The sequence below is a fragment of the Rhodococcus daqingensis genome (assembly GCF_042665615.1).
GTDB classification, from domain to species: domain Bacteria; phylum Actinomycetota; class Actinomycetes; order Mycobacteriales; family Mycobacteriaceae; genus Rhodococcus_G; species Rhodococcus_G daqingensis.
In genome coordinates this window covers 98,877-120,361 of the sequence record NZ_JBHTCS010000009.1, presented here as the reverse complement: position 1 = coordinate 120,361, position 21,485 = coordinate 98,877, and the positions used below count along the sequence as shown (strand labels likewise).

Annotated in this window: 24 protein-coding genes; 17 read left to right on the top strand and 7 right to left on the bottom strand. The window is 70.6% G+C overall.

Annotated elements, in window-relative coordinates:
- Positions 1-7 precede the first annotated feature (7 nt).
- Entirely contained in the window at positions 8-1,597 is a 1,590-nt protein-coding gene (gene ffh, locus ACFQS9_RS05035) for a signal recognition particle protein (RefSeq protein WP_378402195.1), read from the top strand.
- Positions 1,598-1,599: 2 nt separating this feature from the next.
- Positions 1,600-2,709, top strand: coding sequence for an amidohydrolase family protein (locus ACFQS9_RS05030; protein ID WP_378402192.1), 1,110 nt, complete (start codon positions 1,600-1,602; stop codon positions 2,707-2,709).
- A 9-nt stretch (positions 2,710-2,718) separates the two neighbouring features.
- Here ACFQS9_RS05030 and ACFQS9_RS05025 read toward each other — a convergent pair whose 3' ends face one another.
- Together ACFQS9_RS05025 and ACFQS9_RS05020 are read right to left on the bottom strand one after the other, a co-directional pair.
- Entirely contained in the window at positions 2,719-3,549 is an 831-nt protein-coding gene (locus tag ACFQS9_RS05025) for an NADase-type glycan-binding domain-containing protein (protein WP_378402190.1), read from the bottom strand.
- The gene (locus ACFQS9_RS05020) at positions 3,546-4,490 is read right to left on the bottom strand and encodes a DUF5336 domain-containing protein (protein WP_378402188.1); all 945 of its coding nucleotides are present in this window, start codon (positions 4,488-4,490) and stop codon (positions 3,546-3,548) included. Before ACFQS9_RS05020 ends, ACFQS9_RS05025 begins: the two co-directional genes overlap by 4 nt.
- A gap of 283 nt (positions 4,491-4,773) precedes the next feature.
- On the opposite strand from ACFQS9_RS05020, the gene rpsP reads away from it, so the two are divergent.
- Genes rpsP through ACFQS9_RS04995 form a run of 5 tightly spaced genes read left to right on the top strand, consistent with a single transcriptional unit; the run spans position 4,774 to position 9,176 of the window.
- A complete protein-coding gene (gene rpsP, locus ACFQS9_RS05015) occupies positions 4,774-5,244 on the top strand; it encodes a 30S ribosomal protein S16 (protein WP_072750102.1) in 471 nt (156 codons plus the stop codon).
- On the top strand, positions 5,241-5,483 hold the full coding sequence (locus ACFQS9_RS05010) for an RNA-binding protein (protein ID WP_027499286.1): 243 nt from the start codon (positions 5,241-5,243) through the stop codon (positions 5,481-5,483). The genes rpsP and ACFQS9_RS05010 overlap by 4 nt, the downstream gene beginning before the upstream one ends.
- Before the next feature lie 7 nt (positions 5,484-5,490).
- Positions 5,491-6,018 carry a ribosome maturation factor RimM gene (rimM, locus tag ACFQS9_RS05005; protein ID WP_378402185.1) on the top strand — a complete coding sequence of 176 codons (528 nt, stop codon included), beginning with the start codon at positions 5,491-5,493 and terminating at the stop codon, positions 6,016-6,018.
- 2 nt (positions 6,019-6,020) lie between these two features.
- Entirely contained in the window at positions 6,021-6,752 is a 732-nt protein-coding gene (gene trmD, locus ACFQS9_RS05000) for a tRNA (guanosine(37)-N1)-methyltransferase TrmD (protein WP_378402183.1), read from the top strand.
- A gap of 51 nt (positions 6,753-6,803) precedes the next feature.
- Positions 6,804-9,176: a Tex family protein gene (locus ACFQS9_RS04995; protein WP_378402181.1), complete on the top strand. Its 2,373-nt coding sequence runs from the start codon at positions 6,804-6,806 to the stop codon at positions 9,174-9,176.
- Positions 9,177-9,244: 68 nt separating this feature from the next.
- Here ACFQS9_RS04995 and ACFQS9_RS04990 read toward each other — a convergent pair whose 3' ends face one another.
- Positions 9,245-9,916, bottom strand: coding sequence for a GAP family protein (locus ACFQS9_RS04990; RefSeq protein WP_378402179.1), 672 nt, complete (start codon positions 9,914-9,916; stop codon positions 9,245-9,247).
- Positions 9,917-10,104: 188 nt separating this feature from the next.
- Here ACFQS9_RS04990 and ACFQS9_RS04985 point away from each other — a divergent pair, with 188 nt between their 5' ends.
- The 6 genes from ACFQS9_RS04985 (at position 10,105) to ACFQS9_RS04960 (ending at position 14,305) form a co-directional block, all read left to right on the top strand.
- On the top strand, positions 10,105-11,028 hold the full coding sequence (locus ACFQS9_RS04985; RefSeq protein ID WP_378403144.1) for a formylglycine-generating enzyme family protein: 924 nt from the start codon (positions 10,105-10,107) through the stop codon (positions 11,026-11,028).
- Positions 11,028-11,873 carry a hypothetical protein gene (locus ACFQS9_RS04980; protein WP_378403142.1) on the top strand — a complete coding sequence of 282 codons (846 nt, stop codon included), beginning with the start codon at positions 11,028-11,030 and terminating at the stop codon, positions 11,871-11,873. The genes ACFQS9_RS04985 and ACFQS9_RS04980 overlap by 1 nt, the downstream gene beginning before the upstream one ends.
- A gap of 152 nt (positions 11,874-12,025) precedes the next feature.
- The gene (gene rplS / locus ACFQS9_RS04975; protein ID WP_027499292.1) at positions 12,026-12,367 is read left to right on the top strand and encodes a 50S ribosomal protein L19; all 342 of its coding nucleotides are present in this window, start codon (positions 12,026-12,028) and stop codon (positions 12,365-12,367) included.
- Between the two features lie 66 nt (positions 12,368-12,433).
- On the top strand, positions 12,434-13,216 hold the full coding sequence (gene lepB, locus ACFQS9_RS04970; RefSeq protein ID WP_378402176.1) for a signal peptidase I: 783 nt from the start codon (positions 12,434-12,436) through the stop codon (positions 13,214-13,216).
- Positions 13,213-13,944, top strand: coding sequence for a ribonuclease HII (locus tag ACFQS9_RS04965; protein ID WP_378402174.1), 732 nt, complete (start codon positions 13,213-13,215; stop codon positions 13,942-13,944). Before lepB ends, ACFQS9_RS04965 begins: the two co-directional genes overlap by 4 nt.
- Positions 13,945-13,981: 37 nt before the next feature.
- Positions 13,982-14,305 (top strand): DUF2469 domain-containing protein, encoded by a 324-nt coding sequence (locus ACFQS9_RS04960; RefSeq protein WP_072750096.1) that lies wholly within the window; start codon positions 13,982-13,984, stop codon positions 14,303-14,305.
- 105 nt (positions 14,306-14,410) lie between these two features.
- Here ACFQS9_RS04960 and ACFQS9_RS04955 read toward each other — a convergent pair whose 3' ends face one another.
- Together ACFQS9_RS04955 and ACFQS9_RS04950 are read right to left on the bottom strand one after the other, a co-directional pair.
- Positions 14,411-14,923 (bottom strand): TIGR04338 family metallohydrolase, encoded by a 513-nt coding sequence (locus ACFQS9_RS04955; protein WP_378402172.1) that lies wholly within the window; start codon positions 14,921-14,923, stop codon positions 14,411-14,413.
- Positions 14,920-15,675, bottom strand: coding sequence for a DUF2786 domain-containing protein (locus tag ACFQS9_RS04950; protein ID WP_378402170.1), 756 nt, complete (start codon positions 15,673-15,675; stop codon positions 14,920-14,922). The genes ACFQS9_RS04955 and ACFQS9_RS04950 overlap by 4 nt, the downstream gene beginning before the upstream one ends.
- Before the next feature lie 141 nt (positions 15,676-15,816).
- On the opposite strand from ACFQS9_RS04950, the gene ACFQS9_RS04945 reads away from it, so the two are divergent.
- Genes ACFQS9_RS04945 through dprA form a run of 3 tightly spaced genes read left to right on the top strand, consistent with a single transcriptional unit; the run spans position 15,817 to position 18,796 of the window.
- The gene (locus ACFQS9_RS04945; protein WP_378402168.1) at positions 15,817-16,173 is read left to right on the top strand and encodes a YraN family protein; all 357 of its coding nucleotides are present in this window, start codon (positions 15,817-15,819) and stop codon (positions 16,171-16,173) included.
- Positions 16,173-17,681, top strand: a complete 1,509-nt coding sequence (locus ACFQS9_RS04940; protein WP_378402166.1) for a YifB family Mg chelatase-like AAA ATPase — start codon at positions 16,173-16,175, stop codon at positions 17,679-17,681. Before ACFQS9_RS04945 ends, ACFQS9_RS04940 begins: the two co-directional genes overlap by 1 nt.
- Entirely contained in the window at positions 17,678-18,796 is a 1,119-nt protein-coding gene (gene dprA / locus ACFQS9_RS04935; RefSeq protein ID WP_378402164.1) for a DNA-processing protein DprA, read from the top strand. Before ACFQS9_RS04940 ends, dprA begins: the two co-directional genes overlap by 4 nt.
- Positions 18,797-18,882: 86 nt before the next feature.
- Here the strand turns inward: dprA and ACFQS9_RS04930 are convergent, their stop codons facing one another.
- Positions 18,883-19,782, bottom strand: coding sequence for a LysR family transcriptional regulator (locus tag ACFQS9_RS04930; RefSeq protein ID WP_378402162.1), 900 nt, complete (start codon positions 19,780-19,782; stop codon positions 18,883-18,885).
- 70 nt (positions 19,783-19,852) lie between these two features.
- Between ACFQS9_RS04930 and dapA the strand changes: the two genes are divergently transcribed.
- Positions 19,853-20,800, top strand: coding sequence for a 4-hydroxy-tetrahydrodipicolinate synthase (gene dapA, locus ACFQS9_RS04925; RefSeq protein WP_378402161.1), 948 nt, complete (start codon positions 19,853-19,855; stop codon positions 20,798-20,800).
- 6 nt (positions 20,801-20,806) lie between these two features.
- Here dapA and ACFQS9_RS04920 read toward each other — a convergent pair whose 3' ends face one another.
- Complete coding sequence (locus ACFQS9_RS04920) at positions 20,807-21,439, bottom strand: hypothetical protein (RefSeq protein WP_378402159.1); 633 nt, start codon at positions 21,437-21,439, stop codon at positions 20,807-20,809.
- Between the last annotated feature and the right edge of the window lie 46 nt (positions 21,440-21,485).

The window sequence follows — 21,485 nt, the reverse complement described above, 5'->3', positions numbered from 1 at the left end:
CCGATCGGTGTTCGAATCCCTTTCCGACAGGTTGACCGGTGCCCTCAAGGACCTCCGGGGCAAGGGGCGCCTCTCCGGCGCCGACATCGACGCCACCTGCAGGGAGATCCGGCTGGCCCTGCTCGAGGCCGACGTCGCGCTGCCGGTGGTGCGCACCTTCATCGCGAAGATCAAGGAGCGCGCCAAGGGGGCCGAGGTCTCCGGCGCGCTGAACCCGGCGCAGCAGGTCGTCAAGATCGTCAACGAGGAGCTCGTCGGGATCCTCGGCGGCGAGACCCGCCGGCTGCAGTTCGCGAAGAACCCGCCGACCGTCATCATGCTGGCCGGCCTGCAGGGTTCCGGTAAGACCACCCTCGCCGGCAAGCTCGCGAAGTGGCTGTCCGGTCAGGGCCACACCCCGCTGCTGGTGGCGTGTGACCTGCAACGCCCGGGCGCGGTCAGCCAGCTCCAGATCGTCGGCGAGCGCGCCGGTGTGCAGGTGTTCGCGCCACACCCGGGAACGTCGATCGGCGGCGGCGAGAACCCGCTCGGCGTCTCGGCCGCGGACCCGGTCGAGGTTGCCCGCCAGGGCATCGCGGAGGCCCGCACCAAGCAGCACGACGTCGTCATCGTCGACACCGCCGGACGCCTCGCCATCGACGACGAGCTGATGGGTCAGGCCGCGGACATCCGCGCCGCGGTCGAACCGGACGAGGTGCTGTTCGTCCTCGACGCGATGACCGGTCAGGACGCGGTACACACCGCGGAGGCGTTCAAGTCGGGCGTCGGCTTCACCGGCGTGGTGCTCACCAAGCTCGACGGCGATGCCCGCGGCGGCGCGGCGCTGAGCGTCCGGGAGATCACCGGCGAGCCGATCATGTTCGCCTCCACCGGCGAGAAGCTCGAGGACTTCGACGTCTTCCACCCGGACCGGATGGCCAGCCGCATCCTCGGCATGGGCGATGTGCTCAGCCTGATCGAGCAGGCCGAGCAGGTCTTCGACCAGCAGCAGGCCGAGGCCACCGCCCAGAAGATCGGCTCCGGCCAGCTCACCCTCGAGGACTTCCTCGAGCAGATGATGGCCGTGCGGAAGATGGGGCCGATCGGAAACCTGCTCGGCATGCTGCCCGGCGCCGGACAGATGAAGGACGCGCTGGCCAACGTCGACGAGAAGCAGCTCGACCGCGTCCAGGCGATCATCCGCGGTATGACGCCGGCGGAGCGCGAGGACCCGAAGATCATCAATGCCTCCCGCCGGCTGCGCATCGCCAACGGCTCCGGTGTCAAGGTCTCCGACGTCAACCAGCTGGTGGACCGGTTCTTCGAGGCCCGCAAGATGATGGCCGCGATGGCGGGCCGGATGGGAATGCCGGGTGCCCGCTCGAGCCAGCGCAGCAAGAAGGGCAAGAAGGGCAAGAAGGGCGGCAAGGGGCCGACGCAGCCGAAGATCCGCGGCGGCTTCCCCGGCATGCCCGGCGGCATGCCGGGCGGGATGCCCGCCGGATTCCCCGGTCTGCCCGCGGGCATGGACCTGTCGAAGATGCCGAAGGGGCTCGACGAGCTGCCGCCCGGCCTCGAGGGCATCGACCTGTCCCAGCTGAAGCTGCCCAAGAAGTAACCGTGGCGCCCGCCCGCTCCGAGTCCTTCCGGCTGCGCGGTGTCGGGCTGCCCGACGGGCAGCCGCTGGACCTGTGGGTCGGCGGCGGGGTGATCTCCGATCGGCCGGTGCCCGGCGCGGAGTCCCTGTGCGAATCGGGCTGGATCCTGCCCGGGCTGGTCGACGCGCACTGCCACGTCGGCATCAAGTACGGCGGGGGTCACGAGGACGAGCCAGGACTGATCGCGCAGGCCGAGGCCGAACGCGCGGTCGGCGCGCTGCTGCTGCGTGATGCGGGGTCGCCTGTGGACACCAGGGACCTCGACGCGCGCGAGGACCTGCCGCGGATCATCCGGGCCGGCAGACACATCGCGATGCCGAAGCGGTACATCCCCGGCCTGGCGGTCGATCTCGAGGACGAGTCGCAGCTGCCGGAGGCGGTCACCCAGCAGGCGCTACTCGGCGACGGCTGGGTCAAGATCGTCGGCGACTGGATCGACCGGTCGGTGGGCGACCTGCGCCCGTTGTGGAGCGACGACATCCTCAAGGAGTCCATCGAGGCCGCGCACCGGGTCGGCGCCCGGGTCACCGCACATGTCTTCTCCGAGGACGCGCTGCCGGGCCTGATCAACGCGGGCATCGACTGCATCGAGCACGGCACCGGCCTGACCTCCGAGACGATCGAGCTGATGGTCGAGCGCGGAACCGCGCTGGTGCCGACGCTGATCAACATCGACACCTTCCCCGGCATCGCGGATTCGGCCACCCGGTACCCCGCGTACGCGCGCCACATGCGTGAGCTGCACTCGCGGGTTCGACGCACCGTCGGCGATGCGCACGACGCCGGAATCCCGATCTATGCGGGCACAGACGCGGGCGGCTCGATCGTGCACGGCCGGATCGCGGACGAGGTCGCCGCGCTCGCGCAGGCCGGCCTGGGACCGACCGCCGCGCTCGGGGCAGCGTGCTGGGACGCCCGCGCCTGGCTCGGTCGTCCCGGTCTCGAGCCGGGCGCGTCCGCCGACCTGCTCGTCTACGAGCAGGATCCGCGCACCGGGCCCGAGGTGCTCGCCGCCCCGGACCTCGTCATGCTCCGCGGCCGCGTGGTGCAGGTGCGCGGCCGGTTCGTGTGATGCGGCGGTCTACTTGACGCAGGGGTCGGCCCCGGCGTCGGCGCGACCGGTGAACCGGACCTCGCTGACCGAGGTGACGTCGTTGAACGGCGCGGACTCCTGGCCTGCCGCGTTCTTCACCGGCTGACCGTCCACCGTCTCGTTGATCGTCAGGGTGACCGTCTTGGCCGCCTTGTCGACCTCGAGGGCCTGAATACCGCGCTCCGGCCGGACCTCCTGGGTTACCGAGGTGCCGTCGTCGAAGGCCCAGGTCACCTTCGTGACCTTGCGGTTCTGGACGAACCGGTCCGAGCCGTCCACGTCCTTCTTGTCGTAGCCGGGGTCGATCCCGACGGAGGTGAGGTCGAGCTTGCAGGCGAAGCTCACCGAGAGCACCTGGCCCTTCGTGCCCGCGCAGCGCCAGGCGGTGGTGAGGTCGCCGTCGGTGGCGTTCGGGGCCTCATAGGAGTTCTTGCGGCCGGTCGAGTCCACCGCGGGCGGATAGCCGGCGCAGGTGGGGACGGCACCGGTCGGCGTGACGGCAGTGAGGTCGCCGTCGAAGCTGCCGAAATCGCCGCCACTGCTGAAAGCGTCACTGTCGTAGGACTCTTCGGTGGTGGCGGTCGCTTCGCCGTCGGTGTCGCGGGCCAGTGACCAGTTGAGCAGGAAGCCGCCGCCCGCGAGCAGCACGACCGCGGCCGTGACGCCCGCGACGATGCCGAGCCAGCCCTTCCAGGACAGCGGCTCGCGACCGGGTGCGGGCGCCGCCGACTGGATGAACTGAGGTTGGGCGGGAGGCGGCGGCGGTGGCGGCGGGGGAGTCGCCTCTGCTGCGGGGCGCGGCGCGTCGTCGGGGGTCACGGGGCCTCCACCTTCTCGGCGTCCTTCGCGGTGGCCTTGTCCGCGGACTGCTTCGCGGTGTTGCCGGTCATGTCCTTGTCGGCGGCGCCGTCCGCGGCCTTGTTCCCGGTTTTGGCTTCGGCGCGATCCGGGCGCGCCTTCAGCGCGGCGTCGACCTCGGGATCGTCCAGCTCCGCCAGCCAGTCCAGCAGGTCGGGGTAGGCGCTGGGGTTCGCCGCGACGTACGGACGCAGCGCCGGGTCGGACTGGGCGATGTGGCCGAGCGTCTGCATCGGGGTGTACGGGTCCAGCGCGAGCGCCTGGGTATACGGCTTGGTCGGCGCGGGCGAGCCCACCGTGGTAGCCGTCGGTTCGGGGGCCTCCGAGGCGAAGCCCTCCGCAGGCCCGGGCGGGAGGACTCCCGTCGGATCGGGCGTCCGCGCACCGCGCGGCTGCACCAGCCCGAGGTCGTAGGCGAGCGCGGCGAACGCGAGCAGCGTTTGCAGGATCGCCAGGGCCAGGATCGCGATCCCGCCCCACCCGAGCGAGACGCCGAGGCTCAGGTCGTCGTCGGAGTCACCGATGAAGTCGCCGGTGAGGGTGGGGACATTGCTGATCGCGATCAGCAGGAAGAGGGCGAGCAGGGCGCCGACCGCGGCCGCCGCGGTCGCGATGGCCCGCAGGACAGGCGCCGCCCCGGGGAACTGGGACAGCCGCGCCACGGTCGACAGGCCCGCGCTGATGCCGGAGAACAGCAGGAAGACGACCACGAGCAGCCCCTGCGGCAGCAGGAAGCCGCTGACGTTGATCTCGTCGCCGGACGACCGGACGAAGTAGGGGCCGAATCCGAGCAACAGATTGAGCAGGCCGAGCGTGAGCACTGCGATGCCGAGTGCGTTCGGCCGGCCGACGGCCGTGACCGGCGGTCCCGCGGCGGGCGCTGCGAACGGCGCGTTGGACATGGATCCCCCTCGTGAACGAGCGACGACTCCGGTGGAATTCGTCACCGACCTGCGACGATTGCGTGCCATCGGAGTCTAGGCCGAGGTTGCCGCCGCGGGAGCGCGAAACACCGGCGGCCCCGGGCGATTAACGGCGCGACCTCATCGTCTGGCAGAATGGACCGCTGTTCGCCCGTCTCCGGTTACGTACCGCGCGGCGGTCACGACACCCCCCAACGCGAAACCGGGTGCGCAGGCCTTGCGCATCGCTGAATTGCGCCGTGACCATCTGAAAGGCTCCACCATGGCTGTCAAGATCAAGCTCATGCGGCTCGGCAAGATCCGTACCCCGCACTACCGCATCGTCATCGCCGACTCTCGCACCCGCCGCAACGGCCGTGCGATCGAGACCATCGGCAAGTACCACCCCAAGGAAGAGCCCTCCCTGATCGAGATCGACTCGGAGCGTGCGCAGTACTGGCTGGGTGTCGGCGCGCAGCCGACCGAGCCGGTCGAGAACCTGCTCAAGATCACCGGCGACTGGCAGAAGTTCAAGGGCCTGCCGGGCGCCGAGGGCACCCTGAAGGTCAAGGAAGCCAAGCCGACCAAGCTGGAGCTCTTCCAGGCCGCGCTGGCGCAGGCCGACAGCGAGCCGGTGGCCGAGGCCATCACCCCGAAGAAGAAGAAGGCCGCCAAGGCCGACGAGGCCGAGGCTGCTGCCGAGGCTCCCGCCGAGGCCGAGGCCGCCGCGGACTCCGAGGCTTCTGACAAGTGAGTGCCGTTGTCGCCGATGCCGTCGAACAGCTCGTTCGCGGCATCGTCGCCAACCCCGACGACGTCCGGGTCGAGCTCTCGACCGGACGCCGTGGGCGGACGGTCGAGGTGCACGTGAACCCCGAGGACCTGGGCAAGGTCATCGGTCGTGGCGGACGCACCGCCACCGCGCTGCGGACCCTGGTCACCGGTATCGGTGGCCGCGGCATCCGCGTCGACGTGGTCGACACCGATCAGTAAGCGATCAGTGGAGCTCGTCATCGGGCGTGTGGCCAAGTCACACGGCATCAGGGGTGAACTGGCCGTGGACATACGGACAGACGACCCCGATGAGCGTTTTGCGGTCGGCACCGTGCTGCACGGCCGCAAGCCCCGCGAGCAGAAACTCACCAGCTACACGGTGGAAGCCGCCCGGGAACACTCCGGGCGGCTTCTGCTGCGTCTCGAGGGGATCGACGACCGCACGGCCGCGGACGCGATCCGCGGCACGCTGTTCATCGTCGACACCGCGGACCTGCCGCCGTCGGATGATCCCGACGAGTTCTACGACCACGAGCTCGAGGGCCTCGCCGTCCGGCTGGCCGACGGCACCCCGGTGGGCTCCGTCAACGAGGTGCTGCACTCGGCCGCGGGCGAGCTGCTCTCCGTCCGTCCGGAGGGGCAGAAGACCGGCGAGATCCTGATCCCGTTCGTCGCGGCCATCGTCACCTCCGTGTCCGTCGCCGACGGAGTCATCGAGATCGATCCGCCTGAGGGACTTCTGAATCCGGAGTAGCTGTGCGCCTCGACGTCATCACGATCTTCCCCGAGTACCTCGAGCCGTTGCGTACGGCGTTGCTGGGCAAGGCCATCGACAAGGGCCTGATCTCCGTCGGGGTGCACGACCTGCGGGACTGGACGCACGACGTCCACAAGGCCGTCGACGACTCGCCGTACGGCGGCGGCCCGGGCATGGTGATGAAGCCGACGGTGTGGGGCGAGGCGCTCGACGAGGTGCTCGGGACCGAGCCCGACCCCGAGACCCTGTTGGTGGTCCCCACCCCGGCCGGTGTGCCCTTCACGCAGGACACCGCGCACCGATGGGCGGGGGAGAAGCGCCTGGTGTTCGCCTGCGGCCGGTACGAGGGCATCGACCAGCGGGTGTTCGACGACGCCGCCAGGCGGGTGCGGGTCGAGGAAGTCAGCATCGGTGACTACGTGCTCATCGGGGGCGAGGCCGCGGTCCTCGTGATGGCCGAGGCCGTTGTCCGGCTGCTCCCCGGCGTGCTCGGCAATCAGCAGTCGCACCAAGAGGATTCGTTCTCCGACGGACTGCTGGAGGGCCCCAGCTACACGCGCCCCGTGAGCTGGCGCGAGCTCGAGGTGCCGCCGATCCTGCTCTCCGGCGACCACGCCAAGGTGGCCCGGTGGCGGCGGGACCAGTCGCTGTTGCGCACCGGCGAGCGGCGCCCCGACCTGCTCGAACACGTCGAACTCTCCGACGCGGATCGCGCGGTTCTCGAGTCCTGACGGTCCCGAGGTGTCGGGTGGTGTCGGCGCCTGCCGGTAGGGTCGATCGCCGTGACCTCAGCTGTGAACGCACCCGTTCTGAAATCAGTCAACGCACGTATCGCCACCGAACTCGACGTCCGGGAGGAGCAGGTCCGCGCTGCGGTGGAACTGCTCGACGGCGGCGCGACGGTCCCGTTCATCGCCCGCTACCGCAAGGAAGTCACCGGCACCCTCGACGACGCCCAGCTGCGCACGCTCGAAGAGCGCCTGCGCTACCTGCGTGAGCTCGACGAGCGCCGGGGCGCGGTGCTCGAGTCGATCCGTTCCCAGGACAAGCTCACCGACGATCTCGCGGGCCAGATCATGTTGGCGGACACCAAGGCCCGGCTCGAGGACATCTACCTGCCGTTCAAGCCGAAGCGTCGCACCAAGGCGCAGATCGCGCGCGAGGCCGGGCACCAGCCCGTCGCCGACGCCCTGCTGTCGGACCCGACCACGGATCCCGCGCAGTACGACGCCGAGCAGCTCGAGGGCGCCCGCGCCATCCTGGTCGAGCAGTTCGCCGAGGACGCCGACCTGGTCGGCGAGCTGCGCGAGCTGATGTGGACCCGCGGCCAGGTCAAGTCCGCGGTCCGCAAGGGCAAGGAGACCGAGGGCGCCAAGTTCGCCGACTACTTCGAGTTCTCCGAGCCGTTCGGCAAGTTGCCCAGCCACCGCATTCTCGCCATGTTCCGCGGCGAGAAGGAGGAGGTGCTCTCGCTGACCCTCGATCCCGAGACCGAGGAGCTCCCGCTCGGCGAGGTCAGCGTCTACGAGGGTCGTATCGCGGGCCGGTTCGGCGTCGCGGACCGCGGACGTCCGGCGGACCGGTGGCTGCTCGACACGGTCCGCTGGGCCTGGAAGACCAAGATGCTCATCACGCTCGGCATCGACACCCGGATGCGACTGCGTCAGGCCGCCGAGCAAGACGCCGTCGATGTGTTCGCGATGAACCTCAAGGACCTGCTGCTCGCCGCCCCCGCGGGCACCCGCACCACGATGGGCCTGGACCCCGGCTTCCGCACCGGCACCAAGGTCGCCGTCGTCGACTCCACCGGCAAGGTGCTCGCGCACGACACCATCTATCCGCACCAGCCGGCGAACAAGTGGGACCAGTCGTTGGCGACGCTCGCCGCGCTGGCCGCCAAGCACAAGGTCGACCTGATCGCCATCGGCAACGGCACCGCCTCACGCGAGACGGATGCGCTGGCGGCGGACCTGATCAAGAAGTTCCCGGAGGCCGGCCTGACCAAGGTGATGGTCTCGGAGGCGGGCGCCTCGGTGTACTCGGCCTCCGCGTACGCCTCCGCCGAGCTGCCGGACCTGGACGTGTCCATCCGCGGCGCGGTGTCGATCGCGCGCCGCCTGCAGGACCCGCTGGCCGAGCTGGTGAAGATCGATCCGAAGTCGATCGGCGTCGGCCAGTACCAGCACGACATCTCCGAGACGCTGCTGGCGCGCTCGCTGGCAGCGGTGGTCGAGGACGCGGTGAACGCCGTCGGCGTCGACGTCAACACCGCGTCGGTGCCGCTGCTCTCGCGGGTCTCGGGCATCACCGGCTCGCTGGCCGAGTCGATCGTCGCGCACCGCGACGCGAACGGTCCCTTCCGGGCCCGCGCCGGCATCCTCGAGGTGGCGCGGCTGGGCCCGAAGGCGTTCGAGCAGTGCGCGGGCTTCCTCAAGATCACCGACGGCGACGATCCGCTGGACGCCTCGGCGGTGCACCCGGAGGCGTACCCCGTCGTACGGCGGATCGTGGAGGCCACCGGAACCGGGGTCAAGGAGATCATCGGCAACACCACGGCGCTGCGGGCGCTGCGGCCGCAGGACTTCGCCGACGAGAAGTTCGGCCTCCCGACCGTCACCGACATCATCGCCGAGCTGGAGAAGCCGGGCCGTGACCCGCGCCCGGAGTTCAAGACGGCGACCTTCGCATCGGGTGTGGAGAAGGTCGCGGACCTCAAGCCCGGCATGACGCTGGAGGGCGTGGTCACCAACGTCGCCGCGTTCGGCGCGTTCGTCGACGTCGGGGTGCACCAGGACGGGCTCGTGCACGTCTCCGCAATGTCGCACAACTTCGTGAAGGACCCGCGCGAGGTGGTCAAGTCCGGCGACGTCGTCAAGGTGAAGGTGATGGAGGTCGACATCCCGCGTCAGCGCATCGGGCTGAGCCTGCGTCTGGACGACGAGCCCGGCGCCGCCAAGCAGGACGGCCCGCGCGGTCAGCGCGGCGGGGGCGGCCAGCGTCAGGGTGGCCAGCGCGATGGTGGGTCGCGTCAGGGTGGCGGCCCGCGCAACGGCGGGCAGCGCACCGGCGGCCTGCGTCAGGGCGGCGGGTCGGGCAACAGCCCCGCGGGCGGTTCGATGGCCGACGCCCTCCGCAAGGCCGGCTTCGGCAAATAGGCGGCTCCGCCGCCTGTGCGCGGTTGACGAGTCCAGGGACTCGTCAACCGCGCACAAGCGCGAAGCGCCTAGTACCCGCCGATGCCCTTGCCGATCATCACCACGCCGATGACCAGCAGCAGCGTCGCCATCACGGCGGCGTTGTTCGCGGTCAGCCAGGACTTGAGATTCTGGAGCCACGCCGTGGCCTTCTCCCTGGCGACGAAGTAGGCGATCACCGGGACGGCGACGGTGCTGGCGGCCAGGATCGTGAACACGATTCCGGCGACGACGATGGTCGCGCCGCTGACCCCGAGGTTGGCCACCGCGACGGCAGCGCCGACGATCATCAGCAGGTTCTTCGGGTTCACCGCGGACAGCGCGAAGCCGAGACCCAGCGCCTTGCCGGGGGTGACCTTGTCGATGGCGGCGAGCCAGGCGGGCATCGTCGGTTCCGCGCCGGGCGCGGGCCTGCCCCTCCACTGTTTCAGGGCGAGGCCCAGCAGGGCGACGCCGAGCACGATCTTGATCGTCGCCGTGGTCGCGTTGCCGCCCGACGAGGTCTGCAGGCCGACCGCACTGGCGATCGCCACGATCACGGCGTAGGCGACGGCGATGCCGAGGATCCAGCCGGCGGTGAAGGCCGTCGCGGTGCTCCCCGCCTTCGGCGTCAGCAGCATGAGGATCGCGGCGATGATCGGGATCGGACTGATCGCCACGCCGAGCGCGAGCGGAAGAATGTCACCGATGGCTGTTCCCATGGTTGGCATGCTGGCAGTCGCGGGGAGTCCGGGAACCACCCGAAACGGGTGACTGTGGTGGCTGCGCGCGGTGCCGGTGAGGTGACATGCTTCGTCTCATGGCTCCGCACACGCAGTCGTTGAACATCGAGCCGCACAAGCCGGCGACCGCGAGGGCCGGGTCTCCCGGGTCCGGTTCGCTCAAGAACATGTCCTGGGTGCCCGGCGGCGTCTTCTGGATGGGGTCGGAGGACTTCTATCCGGAGGAGCGGCCGGTCCATCAGGTCGAGGTGGACGGATTCTGGATGGACACCCACCAGGTGACCGTCGCGGAGTTCCGGCGTTTCGTGAAGGACACCGGACACGTGACCGTGGCCGAGACCGCGCCGGACCCGGCCGACTATCCCGGCGCGGACCCGGCGCTGCTGGTCCCCGGCTCGCTGGTGTTCACGCCGCCGTCCGGGCCGGTCTCGCTCGACGACTACCAGCAGTGGTGGTCGTGGGTGCCGGGCGCGGACTGGCGTCACCCGGAGGGCCCGGACAGCAATGTCGGCGGGCGCGAGCGGCACCCGGTGACGCACGTGGCGTACGCGGACGCCAAGGCCTACGCCGCATGGGCGGGCAAGGAACTGCCGACCGAGGCCGAGTGGGAGTTCGCCGCCCGCGGCGGCCTGGACCGCAAGGCCTACGCGTGGGGCGACGAGTACACCCCGGGCGGGAAGCAGCAGGCCAACACCTGGCAGGGCCAGTTCCCGTGGCAGAACCTTGCCGAGGACGGCTTCGTCGGCACCTCGCCGGTCGGGAGCTTCCGGCCCAACGGTTACGGGTTGGTCGACGTGGCGGGCAACGTCTGGGAGTGGACCACCGACTTCCACACCGCCGACCACAGCGCGGGCGGGAAGAACGTCAACCCGGCGAGCTCATGCTGCATCCCGCGGAATCCGAGGTCGGAGTCAGCCGCGCAGGCCGACGGTGAGAGCTATCCGCGCCGGGTCATCAAGGGCGGCTCGCACCTGTGCGCGCCCAACTACTGCCTTCGCTATCGCCCCGCCGCCCGCCAGGGGGAGACCGAGGAGACCTCGACCTGTCACCTCGGGTTCCGGTGCATCGTCAGGGCGCCGGGGCCACGCTGATGGGCGGGTGGCTGCAGCACGCGATCATCGAACCGGGCAAGCTGCCGCTGCTCATGTTCTTCCTGGGCTTCATCGGTGGCTTCGCGTTCATCCGGCTCAGCGTGCGAATGATCCGGGCGCAGGTCCGGTGGTGGCCCGGCAACGTCACCCCGGGCGGCCAGCACGTGCACCACGTGGTGTTCGGCGTGGTGACGATGCTCATCAGCGGCGTGTGGGTGATCGCCGTCTACGAGGACGGCAGCTCGACGACCGGCGCGGTGCTCGCGGCGGCGTTCGGAATCGGCGCCGCCCTGGTGCTCGACGAGTTCGCGCTGATCTTCTATCTCAAGGACGTGTACTGGGCCGAGCAGGGCCGGACCTCCGTCGACGCCGTGTTCGTGGCCATCGCCGTCACCGGACTGCTGCTCCTCGGTGCCCGTCCCACGGCGATCCTGGACGTCGAGGACTTCCGCGGGGAGGCCCCGGGGTGGGTCCGCGCGCTGGTGGCGCTGCTCACGCTGCTGAGCTTCCTGATCGCGGCCGTTGTGATCGCCAAGGGCAAGATCTGGACGGGCCTGTTCGGCATGTTCTTCTTCCCGGCTCTGCTGGTCGGCGCGATCCGGCTGAGTCGCCCGGGCGCGCCGTGGGCGCGGTGGCGATACGGGGACCGGCCGAAGCGGATGCGGAGGGCCCTCGAACGGGAGAAGCGGTACCGCCGGCCGATGATCCGGGCGAAGATCTACGTGCAGGACCTCGTCGCGGGCAAGCCCAGCGCCGAGCACGCCAGGGTGGCGACGGAGGAGGAGCTCGAGCGGACCGTGCACGCCGCGCCCCCGGCCCCGCACCACGAGCGGGTGCCCCGGTAGTCCCGATTTCGCCCCGTCCTGGTCGTCTGGCACAATTGACGGGTTGCCTGTACAGGCCACACCTACCTAATCGGAGTACGAACCAGCCGAGCACCGTGAGCTGTGCCGCTCGGTTCCTCTACTCGTGCGAAAACGCAAGGATGGAACAACCGATGAACACCCTGGACTTTCTGGACGCCCGCTCTCTCCGCGACGACATTCCGGAGTTCCGTCCCGGCGACACGCTGAACGTGCACGTCAAGGTCATCGAAGGCTCGAAGGAGCGCGTGCAGGTCTTCAAGGGCGTCGTGATCCGTCGCCAGGGCGGCGGCATCCGCGAGACCTTCACCGTCCGCAAGGTCTCCTTCGGCGTCGGCGTCGAGCGCACCTTCCCGGTGCACAGCCCCAACATCGCTCAGGTCGAGGTCCTCACCCGTGGTGACGTCCGTCGCGCCAAGCTGTACTACCTCCGCGATCTGCGTGGCAAGGCCGCCAAGATCAAGGAAAAGCGCTGAGCTTTTTTCACGTCGGCCCGGCCCCGGAACAGCGCAACCGTTCCGGGGCCGGGCTAACCTGATCCGGTGGTAAATACCCCTCAGGAATCGACGGCGCCGGATGGTGCTGAATCCCCCGAATCGACGTCGGGGAGGGTTGAGAAGAAACCCCGCTCGTTCTGGCGGGAGCTCCCCGTACTCATTCTCGTCGCGCTCGTGATGAGCTTTCTGCTGCAGACATTCATCGTCAGGGTGTACCTGATTCCGTCGGAGTCGATGGAACCCACGCTGCACGGCTGCAACGGCTGCACCGGCGACCGGATCGCCGTCGAGAAGATCAGCTACCGCTTCGGCGAACCCCAGCCCGGCGACGTGATCGTCTTCCTCGGCCCGGATTCGTGGAACCAGGGATTCGTCTCGACCCGATCGTCCAACCCGGTGGTCCGCGGTCTCCAGGAGGTCGGTTCCCTGGTCGGACTCGTGCCGCCGGACGAGAACGATCTCGTCAAGCGCGTCATCGCGACCGGTGGCCAGACCGTCGAGTGCTGTGATGACCAGGGCCGGATCCTCGTCGACGGCAAACCCATCGACGAGCCGTATGTCGTCACGGACTTCCCGTTCACGCCCGGCACCCAGGACTGCCACACCCCGCTGAAGTCGGGCCGCTGCTTCGGCCCGGTCACCGTCCCGGAGGGCAACCTCTGGATGATGGGCGACAACCGCAGCAATTCCGCGGACTCGCGCTACCACGTCGGCGACGAGTACAACGGAAGCGTGCCCGTGGACAATGTCATCGGCAAAGCCGTCGCCATCGTGCTGCCGCCCTCGCGGTGGGGCCTCATCGACTCGCCTGATATCCAAGGAAAGTGAGTACCTGGCCACCGAGGACGATCATTCGCAGGGCCGCAGGCCTGCGGACGATGGAGTCGGCCCTCATCCGGAGCGGCCTGGGGCCTGTGGTCGGGGTCGACGAGGCCGGCCGCGGTGCCTGCGCGGGCCCGCTGGTCGTCGCGGCCTGCACGCTCGGGCCCAAACCGCACCCGGCGCTGGCGAAGCTCGACGACTCCAAGAAGCTGACCGAGCGGGCGCGGGACGAGCTGTTCCCGGCCATCACGCGCCTGGCCCGGGCGTGGTGCATCGTGGAGATCCCGGCCTGGGAGGTCGATTCGCTCGGCGTGCACGTCGCCAACATCGAGGGCATGAGGCGCGCGGTCGCGGGACTCTCGCTGGCCCCGGGATACGTTCTGACCGACGGGTTTCGGGTGCCGGGCCTGCCCGCGCCGTCGCTCCCGGTGATCGGCGGCGATGCCTCGGCGGCGTGTATCGCGGCGGCCAGCGTGCTGGCGAAGGTCTCCCGCGACCGCACCATGGTGGCCATGGACACGGAGCTGCCCGGGTACGGGTTCGCCGCGCACAAGGGGTACAGCACGGCGGCACACACCGCCGCGATGGCCGCGCTGGGCCCGAGTCGGCAGCACCGGATGTCATACGCGAATGTCGCGGCCGCGCGTCTCATGCAGCGCGATCCGGTACGGGACGACCGCTTGGTGGCCGATGCGGTGGGCGAAATGTACACCGCGGAGGTGCGTGCGGGATGATGATGGTTCACCACAGAGCAGGAGGACGGCGAAACCGATGAGTGCCGAAGATCTCGAGAAGTACGAAACGGAGATGGAGCTCTCGCTCTACCGTGAGTACAAGGACATCGTCGGCCAGTTCGCCTACGTGGTGGAGACCGAACGCCGGTTCTACCTGGCGAACTCCGTCGAACTGATCCCGCACAACGCGGACGGGGAGATCTACTTCGAGGTGCGGATGGCCGACGCCTGGGTGTGGGACATGTACCGCCCGGCGCGGTTCGTCAAGCACGTCCGGGTGATCACCTTCAAGGACGTCAACATCGAGGAACTCGAGAAGTCGGACCTCCGGCTGCCCGAGAACGGGCCGTTCGGGGAGTAGGGCGCGCCCACACCGCACACTTTCTGCCGAGATCGCACACCCCATGATCGCTCAACGGGTGTGCGATCTCGGCATTGGGTGTGCGCGATCTCGGGCGGGCGCGGGTCAGGCGATCCGGACGCCGTTCTCTAGCATCGTGGTCCGCAGCACGAAGGCAGCCTCGCCGCCGATGATCTCGCCGACCAGGACCAGGTAGCGGTCGACGAACTCCGGGCCGTGCGGGGCGAGCGCCGCGCCGTCCGGCTCGAGGTGATGGGCCAGCTCGTGCAGGACCACCAGCTCACGCAGCGCCCAGGCGGTGCCCCGGGTGTGCAGGGGGACCGCGATGGTCGCCGCACCGGGCTCGTAGTGGGCGGCCGCCGCCCCGGCCCGCGCGCGGACCGCCACCGGGACTGCCGCGCCCGGCCATAGCTCGCGCACCCAGTTCAGGGCCAGTACGCGGTCCGCGTAGTCCTGCACCGACTCGATCGAGGCGAACTTCCGCTCGACCGGCAGCGTGATCGTGGAACCGAACAGCTCGAGCTCCCGCGCGCCGCGGTCGGCGCGGTCGAACACCGTGCGCACCAAGGACTCAGCCTCGTAGACCCGGTTGCGCTGGCTGTCGCGGTCGGCGCTCATTCGAGCTGCTTCGTCGCCGCCGCGAGCTCCGGCGCATGGCCGAGGCGCGCGGCCCGGCCCGCCCGGTCGCCGGCCCGGCGTGCGGTCGACGAGTGCCCGGCGGTGGCCTTGGACCCCCGCCAGGTCCCGCGGGCCTGCGACGTTTGACGGTAGAAGTCCGACAGCTCGAGTTGCTTGTCGCGCAACACGAGCGCGGTGCCCGCATGTTCGGTTCCGGCCTGATCCGCGCGCACCGCGTCGGCCTCGGCGGCCTTCTTCGCGGTGGCCAGCCGCTCGCCGATCCGGGCGGCGAACGCGAGCTGGAAGTTCAACCGGGCGGTCACCCCCGCGACCGGGCGGTGCGCCCCCGACTTGATGAACGCGTCCGACGCCCGGACCATCTGGACCAGCAGGCTCGAGTAGAGCGCCTCGCAGGCGTCGATGTCGGTGCCGAACCCGTAGGCGAAGACCTGCGTCGAGTTGTGCGCGACGTCGCACTGCACGTCGTTGGCGGCCGCGATGCTGACGAACAGGTGCACGTACGTGCGCAGGCCCTTCTTGCCGATCTCGCCGATCGCGATGACCCGTTGGGTGGGGGTGACGCGCTGCTCGCGGCGCGAGGTGTGCGAGCGCGCGACGGCGAGGTCGATCGAGGTCGCGGTGGCCAGCCGTTGCGCGGCCTCCATGAAGGCCTGGGCCTCGTGCGGGTTGGTGGTGGACTCGGCCTGCCGCAGGAGGCCGCCGATCCGGGCCAGCATCTTCTCGGAACTCACGCGGACGAGCGTAGCCGCGGGCACCGACCGGGAGACGTGTGCCGTGGGCCAGTTGTCCACAGCCCCGAATCCATCCACAAGACGTCACGAAGCACCAGGAACCTCGGATGGGGCGGGGCGCCCGGGGTGCAGGGTCGTGGCATGGCGCGAAACCGGGAGCTGGGGGCATTGGGTGAGGACATGGCCGCGGGCCACCTCACCCGCGCGGGCATGACGATCCTCGAACGGAACTGGCGGTGCCGGTACGGCGAGTTGGATCTGATCGCCCGGGACGGGGACGCGGTGGTCTTCGTCGAGGTGAAGACGCGGTCGGGGCGGGGATTCGGCACGCCTGCCGAGGCGGTGACGTTCGCGAAGCAGGGTCGCATCCGACGGCTGGCCGGACTCTGGCTGTCCGGGCAGCCACACGGCTGGCGGCAGGTGCGGTTCGATGTGATCGCGGTGGTCGTCGAGTCCGGGCGGGATCCGGTGCTCGAGCACCTGCGGGCGGTGTTCTGATGGCGCTGGGGCGGGCGTATGCGGTGGCGGTGCGCGGCGTCGACGGGCAGCTGGTGGAGATCGAGGCGGACATCGGGCGGGGGCTGCCCGGCGTGCACCTGGTGGGGCTGCCCGACACCGCGCTGCAGGAATCGCGCGATCGGGTGCGGGCCGCGGTCACCAATTCCGGTGAGCGATGGCCGGATTCGCGGGTGATCCTGGCGCTGTCGCCCGCGACCCTGCCGAAGGGTGGCAGCGGATTCGACCTCGCCCTGGCCTGCGCGGTGCTGGTGGCGGACGGCCGGGTGCCGAGCGCCGACCTGGACAAGTCGGTGCTGCTCGGCGAGCTGGCGCTGGACGGGCGGCTGCGCGGGGTCCGCGGCGTGCTGCCCGCCGTGCTGGCGGCCAAGTCCGCGGGCAGGCCCCGCGTGGTGGTGCCGCACCCGGCGCTCGCCGAGGCCGGCCTCGTGGCCGGCATCGAAGTCCTGGGGGCGCGCAACCTGCGCGAGGTGATCGAGTGGCTGCGCGGGGAGTTGATGCTGCCGGGCCCGAGCCCCCTGGAATTCGAGCCCGAGCGCACGGCGGCCGACCTCAGTGACGTCGCGGGCCAGGGCGACGCGCGCCTGGCGCTGGAGGTGGCGGCCGCCGGCGCGCACCATCTGATGCTGACCGGTCCGCCTGGCATCGGGAAGACGATGCTCGCGCAACGCCTTCCGGGGGTGCTGCCGCCGCTGAGCGAGCAGGAGGCGCTCGAGGTGACCGCGATCCATTCGGTGGCGGGCCTGCTCACCAGCGAACGACCGCTGATCACCGAACCGCCGTTCGTCGCCCCGCACCACACCTGTTCGATCAGCGCTCTGGTCGGGGGCGGGTCGGGGATGGCCCGGCCCGGCGCGGTGAGCCGGGCGCACCGGGGCGTGCTCTTCCTCGACGAGTGCGCAGAACTGGGCGTCAAGACGTTGGAGGCGCTGCGCACCCCGCTCGAGGACGGCGAGGTCCGGATCGCGCGGCGGGATGGTGTGGCGTGCTACCCTGCGCGGTTCCAGCTGGTGCTGGCGGCGAACCCGTGCCCGTGCGCGCCGCCCAGGACGGAGGACTGCGTCTGCGCGCCGACCGCGCGCAGGCGCTACCTGGGCAAGCTGTCGGGCCCGTTGCTCGACCGGGTGGATCTGCGGGTGAGCATGCAGCCGCTCTCGGTCGGCGCGCTCAACGGGGAGGCCGCCGAGTCGACGGCGGACGTCCGGGCGCGGGTGGCCGGTGCCCGGGCGACGGCGGTGGAGCGCTGGCGCGAGTTCGGCTGGCGGACCAACGCCGAGGTGCCGGGTCCCGCTCTGCGGCAACGGTTCCGGATCTCCCGGCAGGCCCTTGGCCCGCTGGAGGGGGCGTTGCGGGAGGGCCAGATCACCGCGCGCGGCGCCGACCGTGCGTTGCGGGTCGCCTGGACACTCGCCGACCTGGCGGGCCTGTCGGTACCCGGCGAGGACCAGGTGGGGTGCGCGCTGGGCTACCGCGACCGGAGAGGGGAGTGAGCGCGCGGCTGGCGGCCTGGGCGTACCTGTCGCAGGTGGCGCCCGGTCCGTGCGCCGCACTGGTGGACCTGGTCGCGGCGGTGGGACCGGAGGAGGCGGCGCGTGCGGTGCGGGAGGCGGAGTTGCCGGAGGTGTTGCGCACCCGGACGCAGGCGCGCAGGCACATCGATTCCGCGGACCGCGACCTCGACCTCATCGAGCGGATCGGGGGCAGGCTGCTCACGCCCGACGACGAGGACTGGCCGTCGTGGAAGCTGCTGGCCTTCGACGGCCTCGACCCGCGGCGCGAGCGGGAGGCGGCGCCGCCGTTGGCGCTGTGGGTGCTGGGGGAGCGACCGCTGACCGAGCTGACCGAGCGTGCGGTCGCGGTGGTCGGGACCAGGGCCGCCAGTGGCTACGGCGAGCACGTCACCGGGCAGTTCGTCGACGATCTCGCGGGCCGGGGGTGGACAGTCGTCTCGGGTGCCGCGTACGGCATCGACGGCGTCGCACATCGCGCCGCCCTGGCCGCGGGCGGACCGACGGTCGCGGTGCTGGCGTGCGGGGTGGACCGGGCCTATCCGGCCGGTCATGCGCGGCTGCTGCGGGAGATCGCCGTGGAGGGGGCCGTGGTCAGCGAGTATTCGCCGGGCACCACGCCCGCCCGGCACCGCTTCCTGGCCCGCAACCGGCTGGTGGCGGCGCTCGCCGACGCGGTGCTGGTGGTGGAGGCGGGCGCCCGCAGCGGGGCGCGCAACACCGCGGCGTGGGCGTCGCGGCTCGGCCGGCCGGTGCTCGCGGTGCCGGGCCCGGTGACCTCGGCCTCCTCGGTGGGGTGCCACCGGATGATCAGGGAGGGCGAGGCTTTGCTGGCATCGCGGGCCGCCGACGTCGTGGAGGTCGCCGGACCGGCGGGGGTGGGCGGCGAGGAGGGCGGACCGGTGCGGCCGCTCGACGGCCTCTCGGCGAAGGCGGCGCTGGTGTACGAGGCGTTACCCGCGTCGGGGTCGATGGGCGTGCGCGAGCTCTCGGAGAGCGCCGGGGTGCCGATCGATTCGGTGCGGGGCGCGCTGCCGGTGCTGGAGCTGGCCGGGCTGGTCGGGTCGGACGGGACGGGGTGGTTCCGGCGCGGGTGAAATCGGAAGCGGGGGCCACGAATACGCGGGGTGTCCCTCCTCGCGGCAGTAGCGCCTCACCCACCGAATGTGCAATCGACAGATCGTCAGCGCATTCCATGGAGGTGTCGGACCGCGCGATGCAGCTCCTCGCTCACCGCGGAGAAGGCCGGCTGGGACCGGCTGCCGTTGCGGTAGGCGATCCGGGTCCGTCTGCCGATCGGGAGGGCGGTGAGCACCACCCCGGCCGGCACGTCGGTGGCGCCGAGCTGGGGAACCAGCGCCACACCCGCGCCCGCGGCGACGAGTCGCAGGACGGTCGCGAAGTCATCGACCCGATGGGCCACGCGTGGTTCGAAGCCCTGGGACTGGCAGGTGCGCAGGGTCATCGTGTGGCAGAGAGTGCCGGGGTTGCCGACTATCCAGCGGCTCCCGGCGTGGCTGCGGACCACCGCGAGGTCGGTCGCTTCGGGCGCCGCGGACGAGGCCAGGTACACGACCTCGTCGAGTAGCGGTTCGAGCTCGATGCCTGGACCCAAGGTGGAGGGGACGTTGTCATATTCGTGAACCAGCGCGATGTCCAGTTGGCCTCCACGAAGGAGGTCCGGCACATCGGCGGGATCGACCTCGGTCACCGTCAACTCCAGATGCTGTTCCGCGCGGCCGATTTCCAGCATGGCGGGCAGCACGAGCGTCCGTAGCGCGGTGGGAAATGCCCCCAGGCGAACCGATCCCGACACGCCCGTTTCGCTCGCCGCGAGGGCGGCTTCGGCCCGTTCCAGGTTGGCAAGGACCACCTCGGTGTGCTCGACGAGCACGGCCCCGGCCGGCGTAAGGGCGACCCGGCGGCCCGTGCGCGTCAACAGGGGACGACCGGCCTCGCGTTCAAGGGCCGCAATCTGTTGCGACACCGCTGAGGGCGTGTACGAGAGCGCCTCTGCGACAGCGGCGATGGTGCCTCGATGGGCGAGTTCGCGAAGAAGCCTGAGCTTGCGAGGATCGAGCATCAGCTCAGCTTACGGAAGACTCCACAAATAGTAACTGGATCTTGATTAGGTGGGCCCAGAGACTGGGTGCATGACCTTCCATCCGTCAGGAATCCTCGTCCCGCTCGTCACGCCCTTCACGGACGGCGGCGAGCTCGCGACCGCCGACCTGGAACGGCTCGCACACCACGTGATCGACGAGGGAGCGGCCGGGATCGTCGCGTTGGGGACGACCGCGGAGGCCGCCACGTTGAGCTCGCGGGAACGCCGAGAAGTCGTGCAGATCTGCGGCAGGGTCTGCGCTGCGCACGGCGTTCCGCTGCTCGTCGGGGCGGGCTCCCACGACACCGACGGCACGGTGCGCGCCATCGAGGAGGTGAACGACGAGGCCGATGTCGCGGGCTCCTTGGTGGTGGTCCCGTACTACACCCGTCCGTCCGAGGCGGGGGTCGTGGCGCACTTCGAGTACGTTGCCGAACGCAGCCCACTCCCACTGGTCCTGTACAACGTTCCGTATCGCACCGGCCAGCGGCTGGGCTGGGAGTCCGTTGTGCGCCTGTCGGAGCATCCGCAGATCGTCGGCATCAAGCAGGCGGTCGGTTCGGTGGACACCGACACCGCGCGGCTGCTCGCGGAGACCGCACCGTCGGGTGGCGCTGCGGATACGTTCTCGGTTCTCGCGGGGGAAGACACGCTGGCCTCGCCGCTGCTGGCGATGGGCGCGGCGGGCGCGATCCTCGCGACGGCGAACGTCTGCGTGCGCGAGTTCGCCGAACTGTTCCAGCTGTGGCGTCGTGGAAGCACCGCCCGGGCGCGGGCGCTGGGGAACCAACTCGTGGCGCCCTCATGCGCACTCATGTCCGAGCCCAACCCCACCGCAATCAAGGCCGTTCTCCACGCGCAGGGACGGATATCGACTGCGAATGTCCGGTTGCCCCTGCTGCCCGCCGGTGATCCCGCGGCGATTGTCTCCGAGCTTCGGCGACTTCGCCTGCGGGACGGCGCCCTGCCTCCCGAGGGCGCCGTCCGCGAGGCGTAGGCGGGGTCAGCCGAACTGCGGGCAGATGTGCTGCCGCGCCGCGTCGTAGGCCCGAGACTCCTCCTCCAGCGCTTGCTGCTCGGCCGAGAAGTCGCGACCCGCTGCCTTCGCGGCGTCCACTGCGGACCGTCGGGCACCGATCAGGGCCACCGTGTATCCCGCCCAGTCGTCCCAGGAGCCGGTCGACACGGCGGCGGGCAACATCTGCTCGTACGCCTCGCAGTAGCCGTGGCCCGCGAACACGATGGCGCCGCGCTCGGCGCGCGGGCTCAGCGTGACCGCGCCCGCGTTGATGTCGTCCCAGCGGGTATCCGCGCAGACGGCGCCCGCAAACGCGGCGTCGCCGCCGTCGGGCACGCTTCGGAAGACCGCGCTCTGTTCGACCCGCTCGATCTGGGCCGGGCGCGAGGCGGCGAACTGGTCCACCAGGTTCTGTTCGGCGGCGTCTGCGGTCCCATCGCCCCTCGGTCGGAGCACGTCGACGAGTTCCTCGGCGGTGGCGTTGGGGAGGGTCGCGTCGACGCAGGCCGCGGCGTCCGTCGACCCGGGTTCGGAGGACGCCGATGAGCATCCGCCGAGCAGGGCGGCGGTCAGCGGCAGCAGGACGGCCAGGGAACGAAATCGGCGATTGTGTGTCATTGCCCCTCGAGAAAGATGCGGAAGTCGTTGACGCCGAGGGTGGTTC

Coding starts and splice junctions, on each gene's coding strand:
- ACFQS9_RS05020 (WP_378402188.1), bottom strand. CDS start 4,490: ATGTCCAACGCGCCGTTCGCAGCGCCCGCCGCGGGACCGCCGGTCACG.
- rpsP (WP_072750102.1), top strand. CDS start 4,774: ATGGCTGTCAAGATCAAGCTCATGCGGCTCGGCAAGATCCGTACCCCG.
- ACFQS9_RS04990 (WP_378402179.1), bottom strand. CDS start 9,916: ATGGGAACAGCCATCGGTGACATTCTTCCGCTCGCGCTCGGCGTGGCG.
- ACFQS9_RS04985 (WP_378403144.1), top strand. CDS start 10,105: ATGTCCTGGGTGCCCGGCGGCGTCTTCTGGATGGGGTCGGAGGACTTC.
- ACFQS9_RS04980 (WP_378403142.1), top strand. CDS start 11,028: ATGGGCGGGTGGCTGCAGCACGCGATCATCGAACCGGGCAAGCTGCCG.
- rplS (WP_027499292.1), top strand. CDS start 12,026: ATGAACACCCTGGACTTTCTGGACGCCCGCTCTCTCCGCGACGACATT.
- ACFQS9_RS04960 (WP_072750096.1), top strand. CDS start 13,982: ATGAGTGCCGAAGATCTCGAGAAGTACGAAACGGAGATGGAGCTCTCG.
- ACFQS9_RS04955 (WP_378402172.1), bottom strand. CDS start 14,923: ATGAGCGCCGACCGCGACAGCCAGCGCAACCGGGTCTACGAGGCTGAG.
- ACFQS9_RS04945 (WP_378402168.1), top strand. CDS start 15,817: ATGGCGCGAAACCGGGAGCTGGGGGCATTGGGTGAGGACATGGCCGCG.
- ACFQS9_RS04940 (WP_378402166.1), top strand. CDS start 16,173: ATGGCGCTGGGGCGGGCGTATGCGGTGGCGGTGCGCGGCGTCGACGGG.
- ACFQS9_RS04930 (WP_378402162.1), bottom strand. CDS start 19,782: ATGCTCGATCCTCGCAAGCTCAGGCTTCTTCGCGAACTCGCCCATCGA.
- dapA (WP_378402161.1), top strand. CDS start 19,853: ATGACCTTCCATCCGTCAGGAATCCTCGTCCCGCTCGTCACGCCCTTC.
- ACFQS9_RS04920 (WP_378402159.1), bottom strand. CDS start 21,439: ATGACACACAATCGCCGATTTCGTTCCCTGGCCGTCCTGCTGCCGCTG.